The 19,597-nt window shown below is 64.2% G+C and carries 16 protein-coding genes and 2 pseudogenes; 3 read left to right on the top strand and 15 right to left on the bottom strand.

The genetic code is table 11. From position 1 onward, the window contains the following. From H8A95_RS27755 to H8A95_RS27825, 15 genes and pseudogenes are all read right to left on the bottom strand, one after another. A partial coding sequence (locus H8A95_RS27755) for a carboxymuconolactone decarboxylase family protein (RefSeq protein WP_229186100.1) occupies nt 1-524 on the bottom strand: 524 nt, incomplete at its 3' end. 471 nt (nt 525-995) lie between these two features. Beyond that, entirely contained in the window at nt 996-1,355 is a 360-nt protein-coding gene (locus H8A95_RS27760; protein WP_229186101.1) for a Zn-ribbon domain-containing OB-fold protein, read from the bottom strand. Beyond that, complete coding sequence (locus H8A95_RS27765; RefSeq protein ID WP_229186102.1) at nt 1,352-2,488, bottom strand: thiolase family protein; 1,137 nt, start codon at nt 2,486-2,488, stop codon at nt 1,352-1,354. Before H8A95_RS27765 ends, H8A95_RS27760 begins: the two co-directional genes overlap by 4 nt. A gap of 142 nt (nt 2,489-2,630) precedes the next feature. Continuing rightward, nucleotides 2,631-3,797 carry an acyl-CoA dehydrogenase family protein gene (locus tag H8A95_RS27770; protein WP_028344637.1) on the bottom strand — a complete coding sequence of 389 codons (1,167 nt, stop codon included), beginning with the start codon at nt 3,795-3,797 and terminating at the stop codon, nt 2,631-2,633. A gap of 11 nt (nt 3,798-3,808) precedes the next feature. Then, the gene (locus H8A95_RS27775; protein WP_229186103.1) at nt 3,809-5,008 is read right to left on the bottom strand and encodes a CaiB/BaiF CoA transferase family protein; all 1,200 of its coding nucleotides are present in this window, start codon (nt 5,006-5,008) and stop codon (nt 3,809-3,811) included. 166 nt (nt 5,009-5,174) lie between these two features. Further along, a complete protein-coding gene (locus H8A95_RS27780) occupies nt 5,175-5,375 on the bottom strand; it encodes a hypothetical protein (protein ID WP_229186104.1) in 201 nt (66 codons plus the stop codon). A 158-nt stretch (nt 5,376-5,533) separates the two neighbouring features. Then, nucleotides 5,534-7,073 (bottom strand): annotated as a pseudogene (locus H8A95_RS27785) (class I adenylate-forming enzyme family protein). A gap of 1 nt (nt 7,074) precedes the next feature. Next, nucleotides 7,075-8,247 carry an acetyl-CoA acetyltransferase gene (locus tag H8A95_RS27790; RefSeq protein ID WP_229186105.1) on the bottom strand — a complete coding sequence of 391 codons (1,173 nt, stop codon included), beginning with the start codon at nt 8,245-8,247 and terminating at the stop codon, nt 7,075-7,077. A gap of 44 nt (nt 8,248-8,291) precedes the next feature. Then, complete coding sequence (gene eda / locus H8A95_RS27795) at nt 8,292-8,942, bottom strand: bifunctional 4-hydroxy-2-oxoglutarate aldolase/2-dehydro-3-deoxy-phosphogluconate aldolase (protein WP_229186106.1); 651 nt, start codon at nt 8,940-8,942, stop codon at nt 8,292-8,294. Beyond that, nucleotides 8,939-9,895 carry a sugar kinase gene (locus H8A95_RS27800; protein ID WP_229186107.1) on the bottom strand — a complete coding sequence of 319 codons (957 nt, stop codon included), beginning with the start codon at nt 9,893-9,895 and terminating at the stop codon, nt 8,939-8,941. The genes eda and H8A95_RS27800 overlap by 4 nt, the downstream gene beginning before the upstream one ends. 28 nt (nt 9,896-9,923) lie before the next feature. Next, on the bottom strand, nt 9,924-10,907 hold the full coding sequence (denD, locus tag H8A95_RS27805) for a D-erythronate dehydrogenase (protein WP_229186108.1): 984 nt from the start codon (nt 10,905-10,907) through the stop codon (nt 9,924-9,926). Nucleotides 10,908-10,962: 55 nt separating this feature from the next. Continuing rightward, on the bottom strand, nt 10,963-11,871 hold the full coding sequence (locus tag H8A95_RS27810; RefSeq protein WP_229186109.1) for a carbohydrate ABC transporter permease: 909 nt from the start codon (nt 11,869-11,871) through the stop codon (nt 10,963-10,965). Then, entirely contained in the window at nt 11,864-12,823 is a 960-nt protein-coding gene (locus tag H8A95_RS27815; RefSeq protein WP_229186110.1) for a carbohydrate ABC transporter permease, read from the bottom strand. Before H8A95_RS27815 ends, H8A95_RS27810 begins: the two co-directional genes overlap by 8 nt. A gap of 109 nt (nt 12,824-12,932) precedes the next feature. Then, the gene (locus H8A95_RS27820; RefSeq protein ID WP_229186111.1) at nt 12,933-14,255 is read right to left on the bottom strand and encodes an ABC transporter substrate-binding protein; all 1,323 of its coding nucleotides are present in this window, start codon (nt 14,253-14,255) and stop codon (nt 12,933-12,935) included. 112 nt (nt 14,256-14,367) lie between these two features. After that, the gene (locus H8A95_RS27825; RefSeq protein WP_229186112.1) at nt 14,368-15,435 is read right to left on the bottom strand and encodes an ABC transporter ATP-binding protein; all 1,068 of its coding nucleotides are present in this window, start codon (nt 15,433-15,435) and stop codon (nt 14,368-14,370) included. 205 nt (nt 15,436-15,640) lie between these two features. On the opposite strand from H8A95_RS27825, the pseudogene gntR reads away from it, so the two are divergent. The 3 genes and pseudogenes from gntR (at nt 15,641) to H8A95_RS27840 (ending at nt 19,577) form a co-directional block, all read left to right on the top strand. Then, nucleotides 15,641-16,668: pseudogene (gene gntR / locus H8A95_RS27830) on the top strand (HTH-type transcriptional regulator GntR). Nucleotides 16,669-16,881: 213 nt separating this feature from the next. Then, on the top strand, nt 16,882-18,720 hold the full coding sequence (locus tag H8A95_RS27835) for an IlvD/Edd family dehydratase (RefSeq protein WP_163152665.1): 1,839 nt from the start codon (nt 16,882-16,884) through the stop codon (nt 18,718-18,720). A gap of 125 nt (nt 18,721-18,845) precedes the next feature. Further along, nucleotides 18,846-19,577 carry an SDR family oxidoreductase gene (locus H8A95_RS27840; RefSeq protein ID WP_229186113.1) on the top strand — a complete coding sequence of 244 codons (732 nt, stop codon included), beginning with the start codon at nt 18,846-18,848 and terminating at the stop codon, nt 19,575-19,577. The last annotated feature ends 20 nt before the right edge of the window (nt 19,578-19,597 follow it).

Consider the following 19,597-nt stretch of genomic DNA (forward strand, 5'->3'; position numbering starts at 1 on the left):
CTCACCACTTCCGTCACCGGCTGCATGTCGATCTCGAACGTCTCGAGAAACTTCGACGTCATGATGTAGAAGCCGACCGAGAGTTGCAGTTCGATCAGCGCGGCTGGCATCAGCAGCGCGGCGATCGCCTTGAAGGTCGCATCCGTCGGCTTCTTCAGCTTGACGATCTCGTCGGTGAAGGTCAGCGCCGCGCGCTGCACCTCGTTGAAGCACGTCGCGGACTGCCAGTTCTCCAGCGCTGCGTTCTGCTCGTCGGTGACGCCGACATTCTTGCCGATGCGCTTGTGCGCGACGATCTCGTACGGCGCCTCGCAGAGGATGCCGGTGCGCGTGATCGCGAGCTCGCGCACGATGGGATCGAGCTCACCCTTGTGACGGATCGCGCCGCCGAGCCGGCAGTACTGCTCAAAGTAACTCGGCGAATGCGCCATCATGCGGAAGATGTTGGCGTTGCGGTTCTTGTCGAGGATCTCGCGGGTGCGCGGGCTAGCCTTTGCGGGATCCGAATAGTCGATACGGGCCATTTCCTAACCTTGATCTTGCTGTCGTTTCTATCGGGTTCCGAAACAGTATCCGCCGACCGTCGCAGGAGCAACACGCGCGAGTCAAATTGCCGCCGCATTCCGAGACAACCCTGACACAGTCGATATTCGCTGAGTGGGGACTCATCAAGGCGGATGCTCGACGCGGGGTGTTCCGAGTAAAAAATCTGGCCGTCGAGCGCGCAATCCGCGCAACGATGAGTCACGCCCAAGTCTAGGGGAAACGCATGAAGGAAGCCACCAAGAGGGCGGCCTCGGAAGCGCTTGCGCAAATGCTGGCGGTGACGGCGATGCTCGTCATCGCCAGCTTTGTCTTTTATTGGCACTGAGGCATGATCCCGAAAAGTGTGTAGCGGTTTTCGGAAAGATCATGCCCAAAATGATCCGCAACTCGAGGGGCAAGAGTGATCTGGATCAGCCTGGTTTCGCGTTCTGACCGGATCGTTCGGCCCCTCATTTCGCCTTTGCGAAATACGGAACCAGCCGTCCCGCAAATAGCGTGAAGCGCGCCGAAACCTTGTCGCCGATGGCGAGGTCGTTGTCGCCATGGGCCATCAGGCGAAAGCCCTCGTCGGCATCGACCAGCACGATGTTGTAGGGCACATGCGCCCGGGTCTCCGGTGTCGCCGCGCGGCAGACCAGCGATGTCGCATACACCGTCCCTGCCCCGCTCGCGCGATGCTCGGCCAGATCGGGCGAGCCGCAGGCCGCGCAGAAGCTGCGGCGGAAATATTGCCGCGCGCCGCAGGCGTTGCAGGTCTGATAGGCGATGGCTTCGGCGCCCTTGGTCCAGTCGGCGATCGGTCCACTCATCGCACGCGCTCCAGGAACATGCTGACATGCGACGACAGCACGCCGCCGTCGCCGTGCAGCAGCGCCACCGAAGCGTCGCGCACCTGACGATTTTCGGCGCGGCCGGTCATCTGCAGATGGGTCTCGACCAGATGCGCCATCGCGCCGCCGACGCCGCAATGGCCATAGCTGAGCAGGCCGCCATGGGTGTTGAGCGGCATTTCGCCATCCCCGTTGAAATAGCCGGCGCGCACCCGCGCCGCCGCCTCGCCGCGCCCCGCGAGGCCGAGATCTTCCAACAGCATCGTGAGCGTGATCGTGAAGCTGTCGTAGACCGCGGCGTAACGCACGTCCGAGATCGCTATGCCCGACGCCGCTTTCGCTTTCGCGATCGAAATCTCCGCGCCGAGTTCGCTCAACGCGGGTGCGGCCGTGATGTGCTGATGGGTGTGCGCCTGGGCGCAGCCGCGGATGCGAACCCGCCGCTCGCGGGTCGGCTCACGGCTGATCACGCAGGCCGCACCGCCATCAGAGACCGGGCAGCAGTCGAGCAGCTTGAGCGGCATCGCCACCGGCTTCGATGCCATGACGTCGGCAACCGTGATCGGCTCGTGGAATTGCGCGCCGGGATGCGTCAGCGCGTGCTTGCGCATCAGCACCGCGAACTCGGCGAGATCCTCTTGCGTGAGCCCGTATTCATGCATGTAGCGGGTCGCGACCAGGCCGTAATAGGCCGGGATCGTCGGCCCCAGCGTCACCTCGTAATCGGGGTGCCCGACCTGGGCCAGCGCCTGGATCGACGCATCGCGGCTCTGCCCGGTCAGCCGGTTCTCGCCGCCGACCACCAACACGTGTTTTGCGACACCGGCGTCGACCAGGTGATGCGCCAGCATGGTCATCGCAAGCCCGGTGGCGCCGCCGACCTGGACGGCGTGAGCGTAGGACGGACGAATGCCGAAGTGTTCGGCGAACACGGTGGCCAGCATGATATGCGGCGAGACCGTGGAGTAGCCGCACAGGATGCCGTCGATCTCCGAGCGCTTCAGCCCGGCATCGGAGATCGCAAGCTCGGCCGCCTTGCTCATCAGGTCGAGCGAGGACAGGCCCTCATGCTTGCCGTAGGATGTGAGGCCGACGCCGGTGACGAAGCTCATGGCGTTACTCCCTCCCCTCGTCATTCCGGGATGCGCCGCCAGGCGCAGGCCCGGAATCCATACTCACGATGGTGGTTATGGATTCCGGGTTCGTCGCTTCGCGCCGCCCCGGAATGACAAGCGGAGACATTGGTTACCCTCATCAATACGACTTCGGAAGGCCGAGCACCTTCTCGCCGATGAAGCTGAGGATGAGCTGCGGGCTGATCGGCGCGATGCGCGGGATCAGCGATTCCCTGAGATAACGCTCGACGTGATATTCTTTGGCATAACCGAAGCCGCCATGGGTCATCACCGCCTGCTCGCAGGCGTGGAAACCGGCTTCCGCGGCGAGATATTTCGCCGAGTTCGCGGCCGGACCACAGGGCAGGTTCTGGTCATATTGCCAGCCGGCGCGCAGCACCATCAGCCAGGCGGCCTCGAGCTCCATCCAGCATTTCGCCAGCGGATGCTGGATCGCCTGGTTCATGCCGATCGGCCGGTTGAACACGATGCGGCCCTTGGCATATTCCGACGCCCGCTTCAGCGCGATCTGGCCGAGGCCGACGGCTTCCGCCGCGATCAGGATGCGCTCGGGATTCATGCCGTGCAGGATGTATTCGAAGCCACGGCCCTCCTCGCCGATGCGGTCCTCGACCGGGATCTCGAAATTCTCGAAGAACAGCTCGTTGGAGTCGACCGGCTTGCGGCCCATCTTCTCGATCTCGTGCACGGTGACGCGCTTGCGGTCGAAATCGGTGTAGAACAGGCTCAGCCCGTGGGTCGGGCTGCGCACCTCCTCCAGCGGCGTGGTGCGCGCGAGCAGCAGGATCTTGTTGGCGACCTGCGCGGTCGAGATCCACACCTTCTGGCCGTTGACGATGTATTTGTCGCCCTGCCGCACCGCGCGGGTCTTGAGCTGCGTCGTGTTGAGGCCGGTGTTGGGCTCGGTGACCGCGAAGCAGGACTTGTCGCGGCCGTCGATGATCGGCGGCAGCATGCGCTGGCACTGCTCCTTGGTACCGAACACCACCACCGGATTGAGCCCGAACACGTTCATATGCACCGCGGATGCACCGGACATGCCGGCACCGGATTCCGAAATCGTGCGCATCATGATTGCGGCATCGGTGATGCCGAGCCCGGAGCCGCCATACTCCTCGGGGATGCAGATGCCGAGCCAGCCGGCATCGGCCAGCGCGCGATGGAAGTCGGCCGGATAGCCGCCCTCCTTGTCTTTCTTCAACCAGTAGGCCTCGTCGAAGCGCGAGCAGATTTTTGCGACGGCGTCGCGGATCGATTCCTGGTTGGCGGAGAGTGCGAAATCCATCTGTCGTGCTCCTATGCCTTCACCGCTTTGGCAGCGCCCTCGCGTACCATCGCCGCGATCTCGTCAGCGGAGAAACCCGCCTCCTGCAAAATCTCCGCACTGTGCTCGCCGAGCCGCGGCGCCAGCCGGCTCGGCTCGACCTTGGTCTCCGACCAGCGCGCCGACGTCGTCATGCTGCGGATCCGGCCCTCGGTCGGATGATCGACCACAGGGAAGACGCCGGTCGCGACCATGTGCGGGTCCTCCAGCAGGCTTTCGAGATCGTGCATGGGCATCACAGGCACGTCGGCCTTCTCGAGAATCTGGTTCCACTCAGCTGTGGTCTTGGTCAACAGGATGCGCGCGAGCTCGGCGTAGACGACGTCGATATTGGTGGCGCGGCCGGCGAAGGTCGCGAATTTCGGATCGTTGCGCAGGTCGTCGCGCCCGGTCGCCTTGAAGAAATTCTCCCACTGCTTGTCGTTGTAGACGATCACGCAGATATAGCCGTCCTGGGTCTTGTACGGCCGCCGGTCCGGCGACAGATGGCGGGCATAGCCGCCCTTGTCGAGCGGCGGATCGTAGGTCAGCCCGCCCATGTGGTCACCCATCACGAAGCCGGCCATGGTCTCGAACATCGGAATGTCGACGCGCTGGCCCTGCCCGGTGCGGTCGCGATGCACGAGGCTCGCGCAGATCGCGCCGACCGCGGTGAGGCCGACGATGCGATCGACCAGCGCATTCGGCACGTAGCGCGGCACGCCGTCCGAGGTCTGCGCCATCAGCGCCGGCAGCGCGGTCGCGCCCTGGATCAGATCGTCATAGGCGGGCTTGGCGGCATACGGCCCCTCCTGGCCGAAGCCGAACACGCCGGCATAGATCAGCCGCGGATTGACCTTGGCGACGACGTCGTAGCCGAGTTGCAGCCGCGCCATCGCCTGCGGCCGCACGTTGTAGACCAGCACATCGGCCTTCGCGATCAGCCGCAGCACGGCCTCGCGCCCCGCCGGCTTCTTCAGATCGAGGCAGACCGAGCGCTTGCTGCGGTTGGTGTTGAGGAACACCGGCCCCATGCCGGGATGCCGGGTCGGACCGATCTGCCGCGTCACATCACCGTCAGGCGATTCCACCTTGATGACGTCGGCGCCATAATCGCCAAGCATCTGCGTGGCATAGGGTCCCATCAGCACGGTCGTCATATCCACGACCTTGATACCTTGCAGTGGTCCCATTGTCCTGTTCGCTCCCGGATGTAGTGGTTACGGAGCTAGTAACGGGAGGTCTCTGCCGAGATCAAGCTGCGCCCGGCGTATGGGCGTATGCGCGGCGGTGGCCGGACCGCTTCCGCGCGGCGGAACAGCAGGCAAGGCGAAGCATGCCCACCGCCCCCGATGTCAGTTACTGCCCCGTCATCGCCTCGCGCGCCGCCAGCAGCTTTTCCAGTTCCGCATTCTGCTGCTCGAGGCGCTCGGCGATGCGCTCCTCGACTTCGGCGCCGGCTGCGCCTGCGGCCTGCTCGATCAGCTGCCTGATATTGTCCCGGAGTATCGCGATGCGATCGTTCACTTCCGACAGCGACAGGGACGTCTCGATACCCATGGTCCGTTCTCCCGGTGACAAGGCGCAGCCAGCTTAGCGCGACGGAAGGCTATGGCCTATCCCTTAACCGCATGAGTGACCCCAATCCCTACTGTGCATGGGGTTGTTTTCGATGTTTTCGATTCAACCCCTCCTCATCGCGCTTTAGCCCATGCCTTTTAGCCAATGCCTTTGGCCAACATCTCCCGCAGCGCGGTCTTCAGCACCTTGCCGTAGTTGTTCTTCGGCAGTGCATCGAGATAGACATAACGCTTCGGCCGCTTGAAGCGGGCGATCGAGGCAAGGCAATGCGCGTCGAGCTTGCCGTCGTCGGCCGCGGCACCGTCCTCCAGCACGACGCAGGCGACGACGATCTCGCCCCATTCCGGATCCGGCACACCAATGGCCGAGACCTCGCTGACATCGGGATGGGTCAGCAGGGCTTCCTCGACCTCGCGCGGATAGATGTTGGTGCCGCCGGAGATGATCACGTCCTTGGAGCGATCCGACAGCGTAAGGAAGCCGTCGGCGTCGAGCCGGCCGACATCGGCCGGTGCGCAGCCAGCCGTCCTTCAGCGTCTCGGCATTGGCCTTGGGATTGTTCCAGTAGCCGAGCATCACGGTCGCGCCCTTGACCTCGATCTCGCCGGTCTCGCCGGCGGGCAGCGGCGTGCCGTCCTTGTCGGTGATCCGCACGGTGACGACGCTCTGCGCTGACCCGACCGAGGCCAGCCGTTCGAGATAGCGCGGATGATCGCTCGCGCGATGCCAGTCGCGCGACAGCGCCGTGATGGTCATCGGCGACTCGCCCTGACCGTAGATCTGCACGAAGCGCTGGCCCATCGTCGCCATCGCATCGGTGATGTCGGCGGTGTACATCGGCCCACCGCCATAGATGATGGTGCGCAGCCCCTCGCCGTTCTCGCCGCGCTTCTTCGCTGCATCGACCAGGCGGCGCACCATCGTGGGTGCGGCGAACATCACGACATTGTCGAGCTGGCGGCCGAGATTGAGCACCTCGTCCGGATCGAAGCCGCCGGACTCCGGCACGACGTGCCTGCCGCCCATCCGGACATGCGGGAAATTATAGAGGCCGGCGCCATGCGAGATCGGCGCGGCGTAGAGCGAGGCATCGTGCGGCGTCGCCGGATCGACGTCGGCGAGATAGCACAGCGACATCGCAACCAGATTGCCGTGGCTGAGCATCACGCCCTTGGGACGGCCTGTCGTGCCCGACGTGTAGAACAGCCAGGCCAGATCGTTGCTCTCGCGCGGCAGCGGCGCACGGGGCCCCTCACCGCTTCGCATGGCCCTGTACGCTTCGCTGTCGACCGACAGCATGGTCATGCCGGCGGGGCAGTCGTCCTTCGCTTCGGTCAGCGCACCGATCGTGTCATCGGACACGAACGCGAGTTTGGAACCGCCATTGCGGCAGATCCACGCCGCCTCGCGGCCGTGCAACTTGGCATTGATCGGGATCGCGACGGCGCCGATCCACCAGATGCCGTAGAGACATTCGAGATATTGCGTGCAGTTCGTCGCATACAGCGCGATGCGGTCGCCGGCGGCAATGCCGTGATCACGCGCCAGCGCAGCCCCGATCGAAGCGGCGCGGCGGACAAAGGTTGCATAGTCGGCGTCGAGGTCGAAGCCGGTCAGCAGCGCCGGCGCATCGGGACGCGCCCGCGCCGTCGCTGCCAGCCATTCGGCAATGTTCAAGCTACTTGGCCGGCTCGAGGATCGAGACGTAGTTGGCGACGGCGGCGCCGCCCATGTTGAAGATGCCGCCGATCTGCGGGTTCTTGAGCTGCATGCCCTCGGGCGCCTGCCCCGTGAGCTGCATCGCGCTCATCACGTGCATGGAGACACCGGTGGCGCCGATCGGATGGCCCTTGGCCTTGAGGCCGCCGGACGGATTAACCGGCAGCTTGCCGTCCTTCTGGGTCCAGCCTTCCATGATCGCGCGGGCACCCTGGCCCTTCGGCGTCAGGCCCATCGCTTCATATTCGATCAGTTCGGCGACGGTGAAGCAGTCATGCGTTTCGACGAAGGAGAGATCGGAGAGCTGCAAGCCGGCCTTCTGCAGCGCGCGCTGCCAGGCGGTGGTGCAGCCTTCGAACTGCAGGATGTCGCGCTTCGACATCGGCAGGAAATCCTGTGCATGGGCAGTAGCGCGGATGTTCACCGCCTTGCCCATGGTCTTCGCAGTCTCGGCATCGGTCAGCACCAGCGCGGCAGCGCCGTCGGAGACCAGCGAGCAATCGGTGCGCTTCAAGGGACCGGCGACGAACGGGTTCTTCTCGCTCTCGGCGCGGCAGAACTCGAAGCCGAAATCCTTGCGCATCTGCGCGTAGGGATTGGCAACGCCGTTCTTGTGGTTCTTGGCGGCGATCATCGCCAGTGCGTCCGACTGGTCGCCGTATTTCTGGAAATAGGCCTGCGCGATCTTGCCGAACACGCCGGCGAAGCCGCCGACGGTGTCACCGTCCTCGGGCAGATAAGATGCCTTCAAGAGGTTCTTGCCGATCTCCGGGCCCGGCGTCTTCGTCATCTGCTCGACGCCGACCACCAGCACGATCTTCGCGGCGCCCGCTTCGATGGCGCGGATGCCCTGGTGCACCGCGGCCGATCCGGTGGCGCAGGCGTTCTCGACGCGCGTCGTCGGCTTGAAACGCAGCGCCGGATTGGCCTGCAGCACCAGCGAGGCCGTGAAATCCTGCGGCGAGAAGCCGGCGTTGAAATGGCCGAGCATGATCTCGTCGACATCGGAGGCGGCAATGCCGGCATCGGCGAGCGCCTCGTTGGCGACCTTGACGACGAGACCTTCAACGGTCTCCGCGTCAAACTTTCCGAATGGCGTGTGCGCCCAACCGACGATGCTGGCTGCTGTCATGGCCGTATCTCCCTGTTCCTGTTCGGGAGTTATGTAGCGTATCTTCAGGCGGCTTTCAGCGTTTTCATCGCCTTGGCGCACATGGCGGTTATGCCCGCCCAGTTGCCGGCGCGGATGTCGGCGGCCGGGCACAGCCAGGAGCCGCCGACCGCCAGCACATTGGGCTCGGCCAGCCAGGTCGCGGCATTGGCCTCGCCGATCCCGCCGGTCGGGCAGACCCTGACGTTCGGGAATGGACCGGCAAGAGCCCGCAGTGCCTTGATACCGCCGGCCTGCTCGGCGGGGAAGAATTTGACGACGTCGAAGCCGTGCGCCAGCGCCTGCATCAGCTCGGAGGCGGTCGCGATCCCCGGCGCGAAGGGCAACTTGCTGGCGGAGACCGCCTTCAACAGCTCGGGCGTCGCGCCCGGGCTGATGCCGAATTTGGCGCCGAGCGCCTCGGCGCGCGCCAGATCGTCGCCATTGAGGATGGTGCCGATACCGACCACCGCATCGGGCACCTCGGCAATGATGGCCTTGGCTGCATCGACCGCGACCGCCGTCCGCAGCGTCACCTCGAGCGTCCGCACGCCGCCCGCGACCAGCGCCCTGGCGAGCGGCACCGCGTCGGCGAGCCGCTCGATGGTCAGCACCGGGATGACGGTGGCCTGGCGGATCAACTCGGCAATCTGGTCCTGCTTTGATGTCGTTTTCATTGCGAGGCCTTGCGGGATGGTGGGGGACGAGGCGCCTTCTTCGGCGGCATGGCGTAGCGCGGAATGATCGCGCCGGGATAGCACACGACGACACCGGCGAGGCGATGGCCGACGCGCGCCGCCTCCTCGGGCTCGGCGCCGCCGAGCCGCGCGGCGAGGTAAGCCGCAGCAAAACTGTCGCCGGCCGCCGTGGTATCGACCACCGGCTTGGGCAGCGGCTCCGCCCTCACCTCGCGCGTTCCGCCGGAAGAGCGCACGATGCAGGCCGGCTCGGCCAGCTTCAGCACCACCTCGGGGCTCGAAATGCCGGCGAGCAGCGCCGTGTTGCTCTCGCAGGGATAGAGCGGCGCCAGATCCTCGGTCGAGGCAAGCACGATATCGGCCGCCTCGAACGCGCTGCTGAAAGCTTTCCGCGCAACATTCAGGTCCGGCCAGCCGCGGGCACGGAAATTGGTGTCGAAAGCGAACCGTGTGCCGAGCAATCGCGCACGCTTGAGCGCCGCCATGAGCCGTTCCCGACCGTCCTCGCGCAGGATCGAAAGCGTGATCGCCGAGAGATAGACGAGGTCGTACGTCGCGAGCGAGTTCAGGAGATCATCCGTATCAGGCAGATCCATCAGCTCACGCGCGGCGGCGCCGTCGCGCCAATGGAAGAAGCGCCGCTCGCCCCTGTCGTCGGTCTGGATCAGATAGAGTCCCGGCAGTTTGCCCGCCAATCGCGCGACATGCTTGGTGCCGATGCCTTCGCTTGCCCAGCCCGCGATCATCTCATCGCTCAGCGCATCATCGCCGAGCGCCGTGATGTAGTCGATGTGGACGCCGAGCCGGGACAGATAGACCGCGGTGTTGAGCGTGTCGCCGCCATAGGAGCGCGAATACAGTCCGCCGGGCTGGCCGCCGGGGGCCTGGCGCAGCTCGATCATGCATTCGCCGATGCTGGCAACCCTGGTCATCTCATGAGCCGCGCTAGCGCAGATTTACTCAGGCGGCGAACTTGCCGCCGAGCTCGTCCTCGATATGGATGCGGATGATGTCGTCGAACGTTTTCTCGGCCGTGGTGAAGCCGAGCTTCAGCGCGCGGTCGGTGGCGAAATCGCGCGGCCAGCCCGAGACGATGCTGATGATGGTCGGATCGGGCACACGCTTGATCCGCGCGGTGACGTTCTTGCTGGCAACACGCTCCAGCGATGCGATCTGCTCGCCGACGGAGACGCACATCCCGGGCATGCTGAGATTGCGCCGCGGCCCCATCGCGTTGAGGTCCATGGTGCCGGCATGGACCAGGAAGCCGACCGCCGATTTCGGCGAGGCATGCCAGTGCCGCACGTCCTCGGAGACCGGCAACACCGCCTCCTCGCCCGCCAGCGGCTCGCGGATGATGTTGGAGAAGAAGCCGGACGCCGCCTTGTTCGGCTTGCCCGGACGCACGCAGATCGTCGGCAGGCGGATCGAGATCCCGTCGAGCAGGCCCTTGCGGGTATAATCGTTGATCAGGAGCTCGCAGATCGACTTCTGGGTGCCGTAGCTCGTCAGCGGCGTGTGGAAGAACTCGTCGCCGATCTTCTCGGGGAACGGCGCGCCGAACACCGCGATCGAGGACGTGAACACCAGCCGCGGCTTGTAGCCGCCGATGGCGCGGATCGCGTCGATCAGATAGCGTGTGCCGTCGAGATTGATCCGGTAACCCTTGTCGAACTCGGCCTCCGCCTCGCCCGAGACGATCGCGGCAAGATGGAAGATCACATCGGGGCGCTCGGCGATCAGCGGTGCGGCGGCGCCGGCATCGGCAAAATCGGATGCGACGACATTGACCGGAATCGAGGCGTTCGCGGGCTTGGCCGGCGCAACCACGTCCTGCAGGGTCATTTTGCTGATGTCCTGCTTGCCGAGGCGACCCTCGCGCAACAGACGTTCGGTCAGCTTGCGGCCGACCATGCCGGCGGCGCCCAAAATCAGAATGTGCACGACCGTGCTCCTTTTCTTGTCTTGTTCTTCGAATTCCGCCGCGGGCCTTGCGCACTCATTCCTTCACGGCGCCCGTCATCGCCGAGACATAGTGCTCAACGAAGAAGGCGTAAAGAATGACCAGCGGCAGCGAGCCGACCAGCGCCCCCGCCATCAGCGATCCCCACTTGTAAATATCGCCGTCGACGAATTCATTGACGATGGCAACCGGCACCGTCTTGTTCGGTGTCGATTGCAGGAATGTCAGCGCATAGATGAACTCGTTCCAGCACAGAGTGAACGAGAAGATAAAGGCGGAGATCAGGCCGGGCACCGCCAGCGGCACGATGATCTTGACCAGGATCTGCCAGCGTGTCGCGCCGTCGATCAGGGCGCACTCCTCGAGCTCATAGGGGATAGTCTTGAAATAGCCCATCAAGAGCCACGTCGAGAACGGGATCAGCAGCGTCGGATAGACCAGAATCAGCGACAGCGGTGAATCGAACAGCCCATAGGCCTGGATCACCGAGGCCAGCGGGATGAACAGGATCGACGGCGGCACCAGATAAGCGAAGAAGATCAGGACGCCGACAGCCTCCGCGCCCTTGAAGCGCAGCCGCGTGATCGCATAGGCCGACAGCACGCTGGCGACGATCGACAGGAACGTCGCACCGACCGCGACATACATCGTGTTCCAGAGCCAGCGCGGATACTGCGTCTCGAACAGCAGCTTGCTGATGTGCTTGAAGGTCGGATGAACCACCCAGAACGGGTTGAACTTCTCCATGTCGATGAGCTGCTCGTCCGGTTTGATGGACGTCAGCACCATCCAATAGAACGGGAACAGCAGCACCACCAGGATGAGGAACAGCGGCAGATAAAGCGTAACCAGACGCCGCGGCAGCGACTCCAGATAGCTCATGCCCTCGGTGTCGTCGCCGGCGGCGGTGGCCGCGGCCTTCGATTGCAAGGTTGAATCAGTCATTGTTCGATCCTTGCTGCCATTTGCGGCGCTGCATTCCGAACCAGGAAATGGCAATGGCCGCCACCAGGAAAGGAATCATCGCGGTGGCGATTGCGGCGCCCTCGCCGAGCCGCCCGCTGATGATGCCGCGCTGATAGCTCAACGTCGCCATCAGATGGGTTGCGTTGACCGGGCCGCCGCGGGTCAGCGCCCAGATCAACTGGAAGTCGGTAAAGGTGAACAGCACCGAGAAGGTCATCACGACGGCGATGATCGGGGTCAGCAACGGATAGGTGATGAAGCGAAAGCGCTGCCAGCTGGTCGCGCCGTCGAGCGTGGCGGCCTCATAGAGCGATGGCGAGACCGTTTGCAGGCCGGCCAGCAGCGTGATCGCCACGAACGGAACGCCGCGCCAGACGTTGGCGAAGATCACGCTCGCCCGCGCCCACTCGGTGTCGCCGAGGAAGTTGATGTTGCTGTGAATCAGACCGAGCTTGATCAGCGACCAGGAGATGATCGAGAACTGCGAATCGTAGATCCACCAGAACGCGATCGCCGACAGCACGGTCGGCACGATGAACGGGATCAGCACGATCGACCGGATGATCGCCTTGAACGGCATGTGCCTGTTCAACAGCAGCGCGAGATAGAGCCCGATCGCGAATTTGATGGCACTGGCGATCAGCGTGTAGAACAAGGTGTTGAACACCGACAGCCAGAAGATCGAGTCATCCCATAGCCACTGGTAGTTCTCGATGCCGACAAAGGCTCCGGCGCGCCCGATGCGCTCGTCGGTGAAGCTCATCCAGACGCCGAGGCCGAGCGGATAGGCCAGGAACAGGATCAGGAACGCCGCCGTCGGCAACATGAACCAGAACGCTGCCCAATTGCGGTTTCCGCTGAGCCGGGACCAAAGTGACGGCTCGCCTGCCGCGGCAGCTTGCGCCGGCATCGATGTCTGGACAGTGCTCATTCGCTCTCAACTCCGAATCGGATGGTGACGCGCGACCGGTTTTGGATCGTGCGTCACCTCGGATCGCCTATGGACTGGAGCCGGCGCGGCTTGCCGCGCCGGCCGTCACCTAGCGGAAGATGCGCTTGGCCGCGCGTTCGGCCGAAGCCATCGCGGTCTTCACATCTTCACGTCCGGTGCAGTAGTTCGCATACATGTCGACGACGACAAAGTCGGCGATCGCGGCAGCGGCGTTTTCGCTCATCTGCGCTTCGCCCGCCGGGGTCGACGCGGTCTGGGCCACGCTCCGATACGGCGTCGTCTTCGGGTCAGCCGTCCAGACCGGATTCTTGTCGTAGTCGAGCAGGAAGTGCGACAGGTAGCCCTGCGCAGCCTCGATCCACGGATTGAACTGATCCGGCTCCAGCATGAAGGCCGTGAACGCCTTGCAGGTCTGCGGATATTTCGAGAAGCTGAAGATCAGGATCGGGAAGCCGAGATGCAGCTCCCGCGTCTTGCCGTCGAGACCGGCCGGCAAGTGGGCGTGATTCATGTCCTCGGCGATCTGCGGATTTTCCTTCTTCGCCGTGACATAGATCGAAATGCCGTTGACGGTGAGATGCAGCTGCCCGGCAAGGAACGCCTTGTTGTTGGAGCTGTCGTTCCACGACGCGGTGCCCGGCACGAAATTGTCGTAGAGGCCCTTGACGTATTCGAGCGACTTCGCGGTTTCCGGCGAATTGACGACGACCTTGTTGTCCTTGTCGATCAACTTGCCGCCATGCGCCCACAGCGCCCAATGCAGCCAGCCGTTGGCGTCGCCCGAGGCGTGGCCGAGCGCCATGCCGGCCGGGGTGCCGTTCTTGTTCATGCCCTTCACCAGATCAGCGAAGCCGGCGATATCCTTCGGGAACTCCTTGTGGCCGGCCTTTTCCATGGCCGCGACACGATAGTTGACGAGGCCACCGGTGGCGGCGACCGGAATGCCGATCCACTTCCCGTTCAGCATGCCGTATGCCTTGCCGGAATCGGCCCAGCCACCGGACTTCTTGCCGAGATAATCGGCGACATCGGTCACGTCGACACACTTGCTCGGGAACAGGAACGGCAACGAATAGAGGCCCCAGACCATGTCGAGGCCCTGCCCCGTATTGGCCGCGACCGACGCCTTCGGCTGAATATCGTCGTAGGATTCGTTGGAGACGTTGATCGTGACGTTGTTGGCCTTCTGGAAGGCATCGACGATCTTCATGAAGGCCACGTCTTCGGCTTCCACGAAGCGCTTCCAGCGCAGCAGATTGATCTTGGCGCCCGGCTCCGGCTTCCATTGCGAGGTCTGGGCCCAGGCCTTGGCATAGCCGAGCAGTTGATCGCTCGACATCGTCGCCGCGGCGGCCAGCATCGTGGCGCCGCCCTTGAGCAGCGAACGGCGGTCGGTGTTGAACATGGACATTGGCAATTCTCTCCCGATTTTTGGTTGTTGCTTAGAAATGATCCCCGCCGTTTGCGTGACGGCCGAAACCCCGGTCGAAATGATGCACTGACGAGACGTGCGGGCGCGGGTGTCAGCTATCCAGTCGCTTCCCCGTCGAATCGTCGAACAGATGAACCAGCGCGGGATCCGGCTTGAGCCGAACCTTGTCGCCCGGGTTGAACAGATGGCGCTCCCGGAACACGGCGACGACCTGCTCGCCGCCGAGCTTGGCGAACACCTGGGTCTCGGAGCCGGTCGGCTCGACCACCACGATCTCGGCCTCGGCGCCGTCATCGGCGATGGTGAAATGCTCGGGCCGCACGCCGTAGACGGCGGGCTTGCCGTCGGAATTGGCCGGCGCCGATTTCAGCGGCAGCTTGACGCCGTTCGGCCCCTCGAAATAGGCCGCGCCGTTGACCTTGACGCTGCCCTTGAGGAAATTCATCGCGGGCGAGCCGATGAAGCCGGCGACGAACTGGTTCGCCGGCGTGTCGTAGAGCTCGAGCGGAGAGCCCATCTGCTCGACGATGCCGTCATGCATCACCACGATCTTGTCGGCCATGGTCATGGCCTCGATCTGGTCGTGGGTCACGTAGACGGTCGTGGTGCGCAGCCGCTGGTGCAGCTCCTTGATCTCGGTGCGCATCGCCACGCGCAGCTTGGCATCGAGGTTCGAGAGCGGCTCGTCGAACAGGAACACCTGCGGATCGCGCACGATGGCGCGGCCCATGGCGACACGCTGGCGCTGACCGCCGGAGAGCTGGCGGGGATAGCGGTCGAGCAACGGGGTCAGCGCGAGGATTTCGGCGGCGCGCTTGACGCCGGTCGAGATTTCCTCGGGCTTGGCGCCGCGCAGCTTGAGCGAGAAGCCCATGTTGTCGGCGACGGTCATGTGCGGATAGAGCGCGTAATTCTGGAACACCATCGCAATGTCGCGCTCTTTCGGCTGGACATTGTTGACGACGCGGTCGCCGATCGAGATCGTGCCCGAGGTGATGTTCTCGAGCCCCGCCAGCATGCGCAGCAAGGTCGACTTGCCGCAGCCGGAGGGGCCGACCAGAACGACGAATTCGCCGTCCTCGATCGGGATCGACACGCCGTGCAGGACTTCAAAATTACCGAACGATTTCCGCACGTCGCGAATCTGGACCGACGACATCCACTTCCCTCCTCAAATTCCCGACGGCATACGACGAGTGCCGCCACCGCTCTGTTTTGTTCCGACCGCACTGGGTGCGCGGCACTGTTGGACTGAGTTTATTGTCCGCAGTTTATCCGGTTTTGGCAATCGTTCGAATAGCAATCGCTTGGTAGCGCTGTCAATATCGGTTTGTCTGCGACGAACGTCGTGATATGAGCGGCAAATGGCCCGAAAGCGCATCACGCCAGGCAAGATCCGGCTCGCCGAAGTTGCGAAGCTCGCCGGTGTCAGCCCGATTACGGCCTCACGCTTCTTCAGGAATCCGGACGCGCTCTCGGCCGGCAAACGCGCACGGGTCGAAAGTGCGGCAAAAGAGCTCGGTTACGTGCCCAATCTCGCGGCACGCGCGCTTGCGTCGCAGCGCACCGAGGTGATCGGTGTCCTGATCCCGTCGCTGACCAACAACGTGTTCTCCGACGTGCTGCGCGGCATCTATGACGCGCTCGACGGCAGCCGCTACAGCATCCAGCTCGCGAACACCCGCTACAGCATCCTGCAGGAAGAGCGCCTGCTGCGTCTCTTTCTGGCGCAGAAGCCGGCTGGTCTCATTGTCACCGGGATCAACCAGACTGCCGATTCTCGGGCCATCATGGAGACGGTCGATTGCCCGATCGTCCAGATCATGGAGCTCGGCCCACCCCGATCGACATGATGATCGGATTCTCGCATTTTGACGCCGCAAAAGCGGCAATCGGCCATCTGCTTGCACAGGGTTACCGCCGGATCGGCTTCCTCGGCGCGCGGATGGATCCACGGGTGCAGCGCCGGCTCGACGGCTATCGCGCCGCGATGACCGACGCTGCACTGTTCGATCCGCAGATCATTGTCACCACGGCAATTCCGACCTCGGTGACATTGGGCGGGACGTTGTTTGCCGACCTGCTCGCCAAGGCGCCTGACATCGACGCAGTATTCTGCGTCAATGACGACCTTGCGCTCGGCGCGCTGTTCGAATGCAAGCGCCGGCACATGGCGGTGCCGGAGCAGATGGCGATCGTCGGCTTCAACGACCTCGAATTCATGGCGTCGAGCGAGCCGACGCTGAGCAGCGTGCGCACCAACCGCTACGAAATGGGCAGGAACGCTGCCGCGATGGTGATCGAGACGCTGGAGGGCCGCCGGCCCACCGAGCCCGTTGTCGATCTCGGCTTCAGTGTCATGGAGCGACAAAGCTCGGCGCGACGCGGCTGACATCCGCCCGACACCTGCCTGTCACAAGGGAAGCGAAAAATGACAAAATGGTAGCGCAACCAAGTCCCTTCAACTAAGGTCCAATCCATCCACCGAAACACCACTGCGTGATCGTCGAGGTTTGTAATGCGCGACGATTTGCGCGAGGTAGAACAACGCTGAACCAGAGCCCTTGAATGGGCCCATCAAGAGTTTGCATTGCGGGAGAAACAGATGACAAAACCCCACACCAACGGGCACAGCGCCGCAGGCGAGACCACAAAGGGCAAGGGCCGCAGGCTCCGCTCCCAGGAATGGTTCGACAACCCGCACAATCCGGGAATGACCGCGCTCTATCTCGAGCGCTACCTCAATTACGGCCTGACGCGCGAGGAATTGCAGTCGGGCAAGCCGATCATCGGCATCGCCCAGACCGGCAACGATCTGTCGCCCTGCAACCGGCATCACCTCGAGCTGGCGCACCGCGTCCGTGAGGGCATCCGCGCCGCCGGCGGCATCGCGATGGAGTTTCCGACCCATCCGATCCAGGAGACCGGCAAGCGCCCGACCGCGGCACTCGACCGCAACCTCGCCTATCTCGGCCTGGTCGAGGTGCTGTTCGGCTATCCGCTCGATGGCGTGGTGCTGACTACCGGCTGCGACAAGACCACGCCGGCCTGCATGATGGCGGCGGCAACGGTCAATCTGCCGGCGATCGTGCTGTCGGGCGGGCCGATGCTGAACGGCTGGCACGAGGGCCAGCGCACCGGCTCCGGCACCGTGGTGTGGAAGGCGCGCGAGCGGCTCGCCGCGGGCGAGATCGACTATGAGCAGTTCCTCGAGATCGTCGCCTCCTCGGCGCCCTCGGTCGGCCATTGCAACACCATGGGCACCGCCTCGACCATGAACTCGCTCGCGGAAGCGCTCGGCTTCTCGCTGCCGGGCTGCGCGGCGATCCCGGCGCCCTATCGCGAGCGCGGCCAGATCGCCTACGAGACCGGCAAGCGCATCGTCGACATGGTCTGGGAGGACCTCAAGCCGTCCGACTTCCTGACCCGCGAGGCGTTCGAGAATTGCATCGTGGTCAACTCCGCGATCGGCGGCTCGACCAACGCGCCGATCCACATCAACGCGCTGGCGCGCCATGTCGGCGTCGAGCTGTCGATCGACGACTGGCAGAAATACGGCCATGACATACCGCTGCTGGTGAACATGCAGCCGGCCGGCTTCTATCTCGGCGAGGAATATCACCGCGCCGGTGGCGTGCCCTCGGTGGTGCGCGAGCTGATGAAGCACAAGCGCATCCATGAAGGGGCGCTCACCGTCAACGGCCGCACCATGGGCGAGAACTGCAAGGAAGCGGCGAAGCCCGACGGCGACGTGATCTGGGGCTACGACAAGCCGCTGGTGAAGGACGCCGGCTTCCTCGTGCTGCGCGGCAATCTGTTTGATTCCGCGATCATGAAGACCAGCGTGATCTCGAAGGAATTCCGCGACCGCTATCTGTCCAACCCGAAGGACCTCAACGCCTTCGAGGGCCGCGCCATCGTGTTCGAGGGCCCGGAGGATTATCACGCGCGGATCGAGGATCCCGCGCTCAACATCGATGAGCACTGCGTCCTGTTCGTCCGCGGCACCGGTCCGATCGGCTATCCCGGCGGCGCCGAGGTGGTGAACATGCAGCCGCCGGCGGCGCTGATCAAACGCGGCATCCTGTCCCTGCCCTGCATCGGCGACGGCCGGCAGTCGGGCACCTCGGGCTCACCGTCGATCCTCAACGCCTCGCCGGAGGCCGCCGCCGATGGCGGGCTCGCGATCCTGAAGACCGGCGACAAGGTGCGCATCGACCTCAACAAGGGCAGCGCCAACATCATGATCTCGGAGGATGAGCTGCGCACCCGCCGCGCCGAGCTGAAGGCCAAGGGCGGCTTCCCGCACCCGGCCAACCAGACGCCGTGGCAGGAGCTCTACCGCCAGACCGTCGGCCAGCACGCGACCGGCGCCTGCCTCGAGCTCGCGACGCGCTACCACGACATCGCCGGCAAGGTCGGCGTGGCGCGCGACAATCACTGACGCTTCGACGTCATTGCGAGGAGCAAAGCGACGAAGCAATCCATGGTTCCGCAGCGGAGGAATGGATTGCTTCGCTTCGCTCGCAATGACGAAGCAAGAATCAAGGCGAACTCTGGGAGATATGAATGTCCAATCGACTGAAGGGAAAGCGCGCCGTCGTCACCGCCGCAGCGGCAGGCATCGGGCGTGCGTGCGCGATCGCATTCGCGCGTGAAGGCGCCACGGTGATCGCCACCGACATCAATGAGAGCGGCATCGCCACGCTCGGCAAGGACGGCATCGCCGAGACCACTCGGCTCGACGTTCGCAGCACGGCTGACGTCAACAGCTTCGCCGGGCGCGTCGGAAAGATCGACATCCTACTCAACGCGGCGGGCTTCGTGCATCACGGCACCATTCTGGAATGCTCGGACGAGGACTTCGACTTCTCGTTCGACCTCAACGTCAAATCGATGCACCGGACCATCAAGGCGTTCCTGCCCGCGATGCTGGCGGGCGGAGGCGGCAGCATCGTCAACATTTCATCCTGCGCGGCGTTGCGGCCGCCGGCCAACCGCTATGTCTACAGCGCGTCGAAGGCGGCCGTTTCGCTGCTGACGCGCGCGGTCGCGCTCGACTTCATCACCCAGGGTATCCGCTGCAACTCGATCTGCCCCGGCACCGTCGAGACGCCATCGATGCTCGAGCGCGCGGCCGCGGCAGGCCCGGACGGACGCGAGAAGTTCGTCGCCCGGCAGAAGATGGGCCGGCTCGGTACCGCTGAGGAAATCGCGGCCATGGCGGTCTATCTTGCAAGCGACGAAGCCGCATTCACCACCGGCGTCGACATGGTCGTCGACGGCGGCTTCATGCTCTGACGTCCCCGATCAAAAGGCAT

The organism is Bradyrhizobium oropedii (assembly GCF_020889685.1).
Taxonomy (GTDB): domain Bacteria; phylum Pseudomonadota; class Alphaproteobacteria; order Rhizobiales; family Xanthobacteraceae; genus Bradyrhizobium; species Bradyrhizobium oropedii.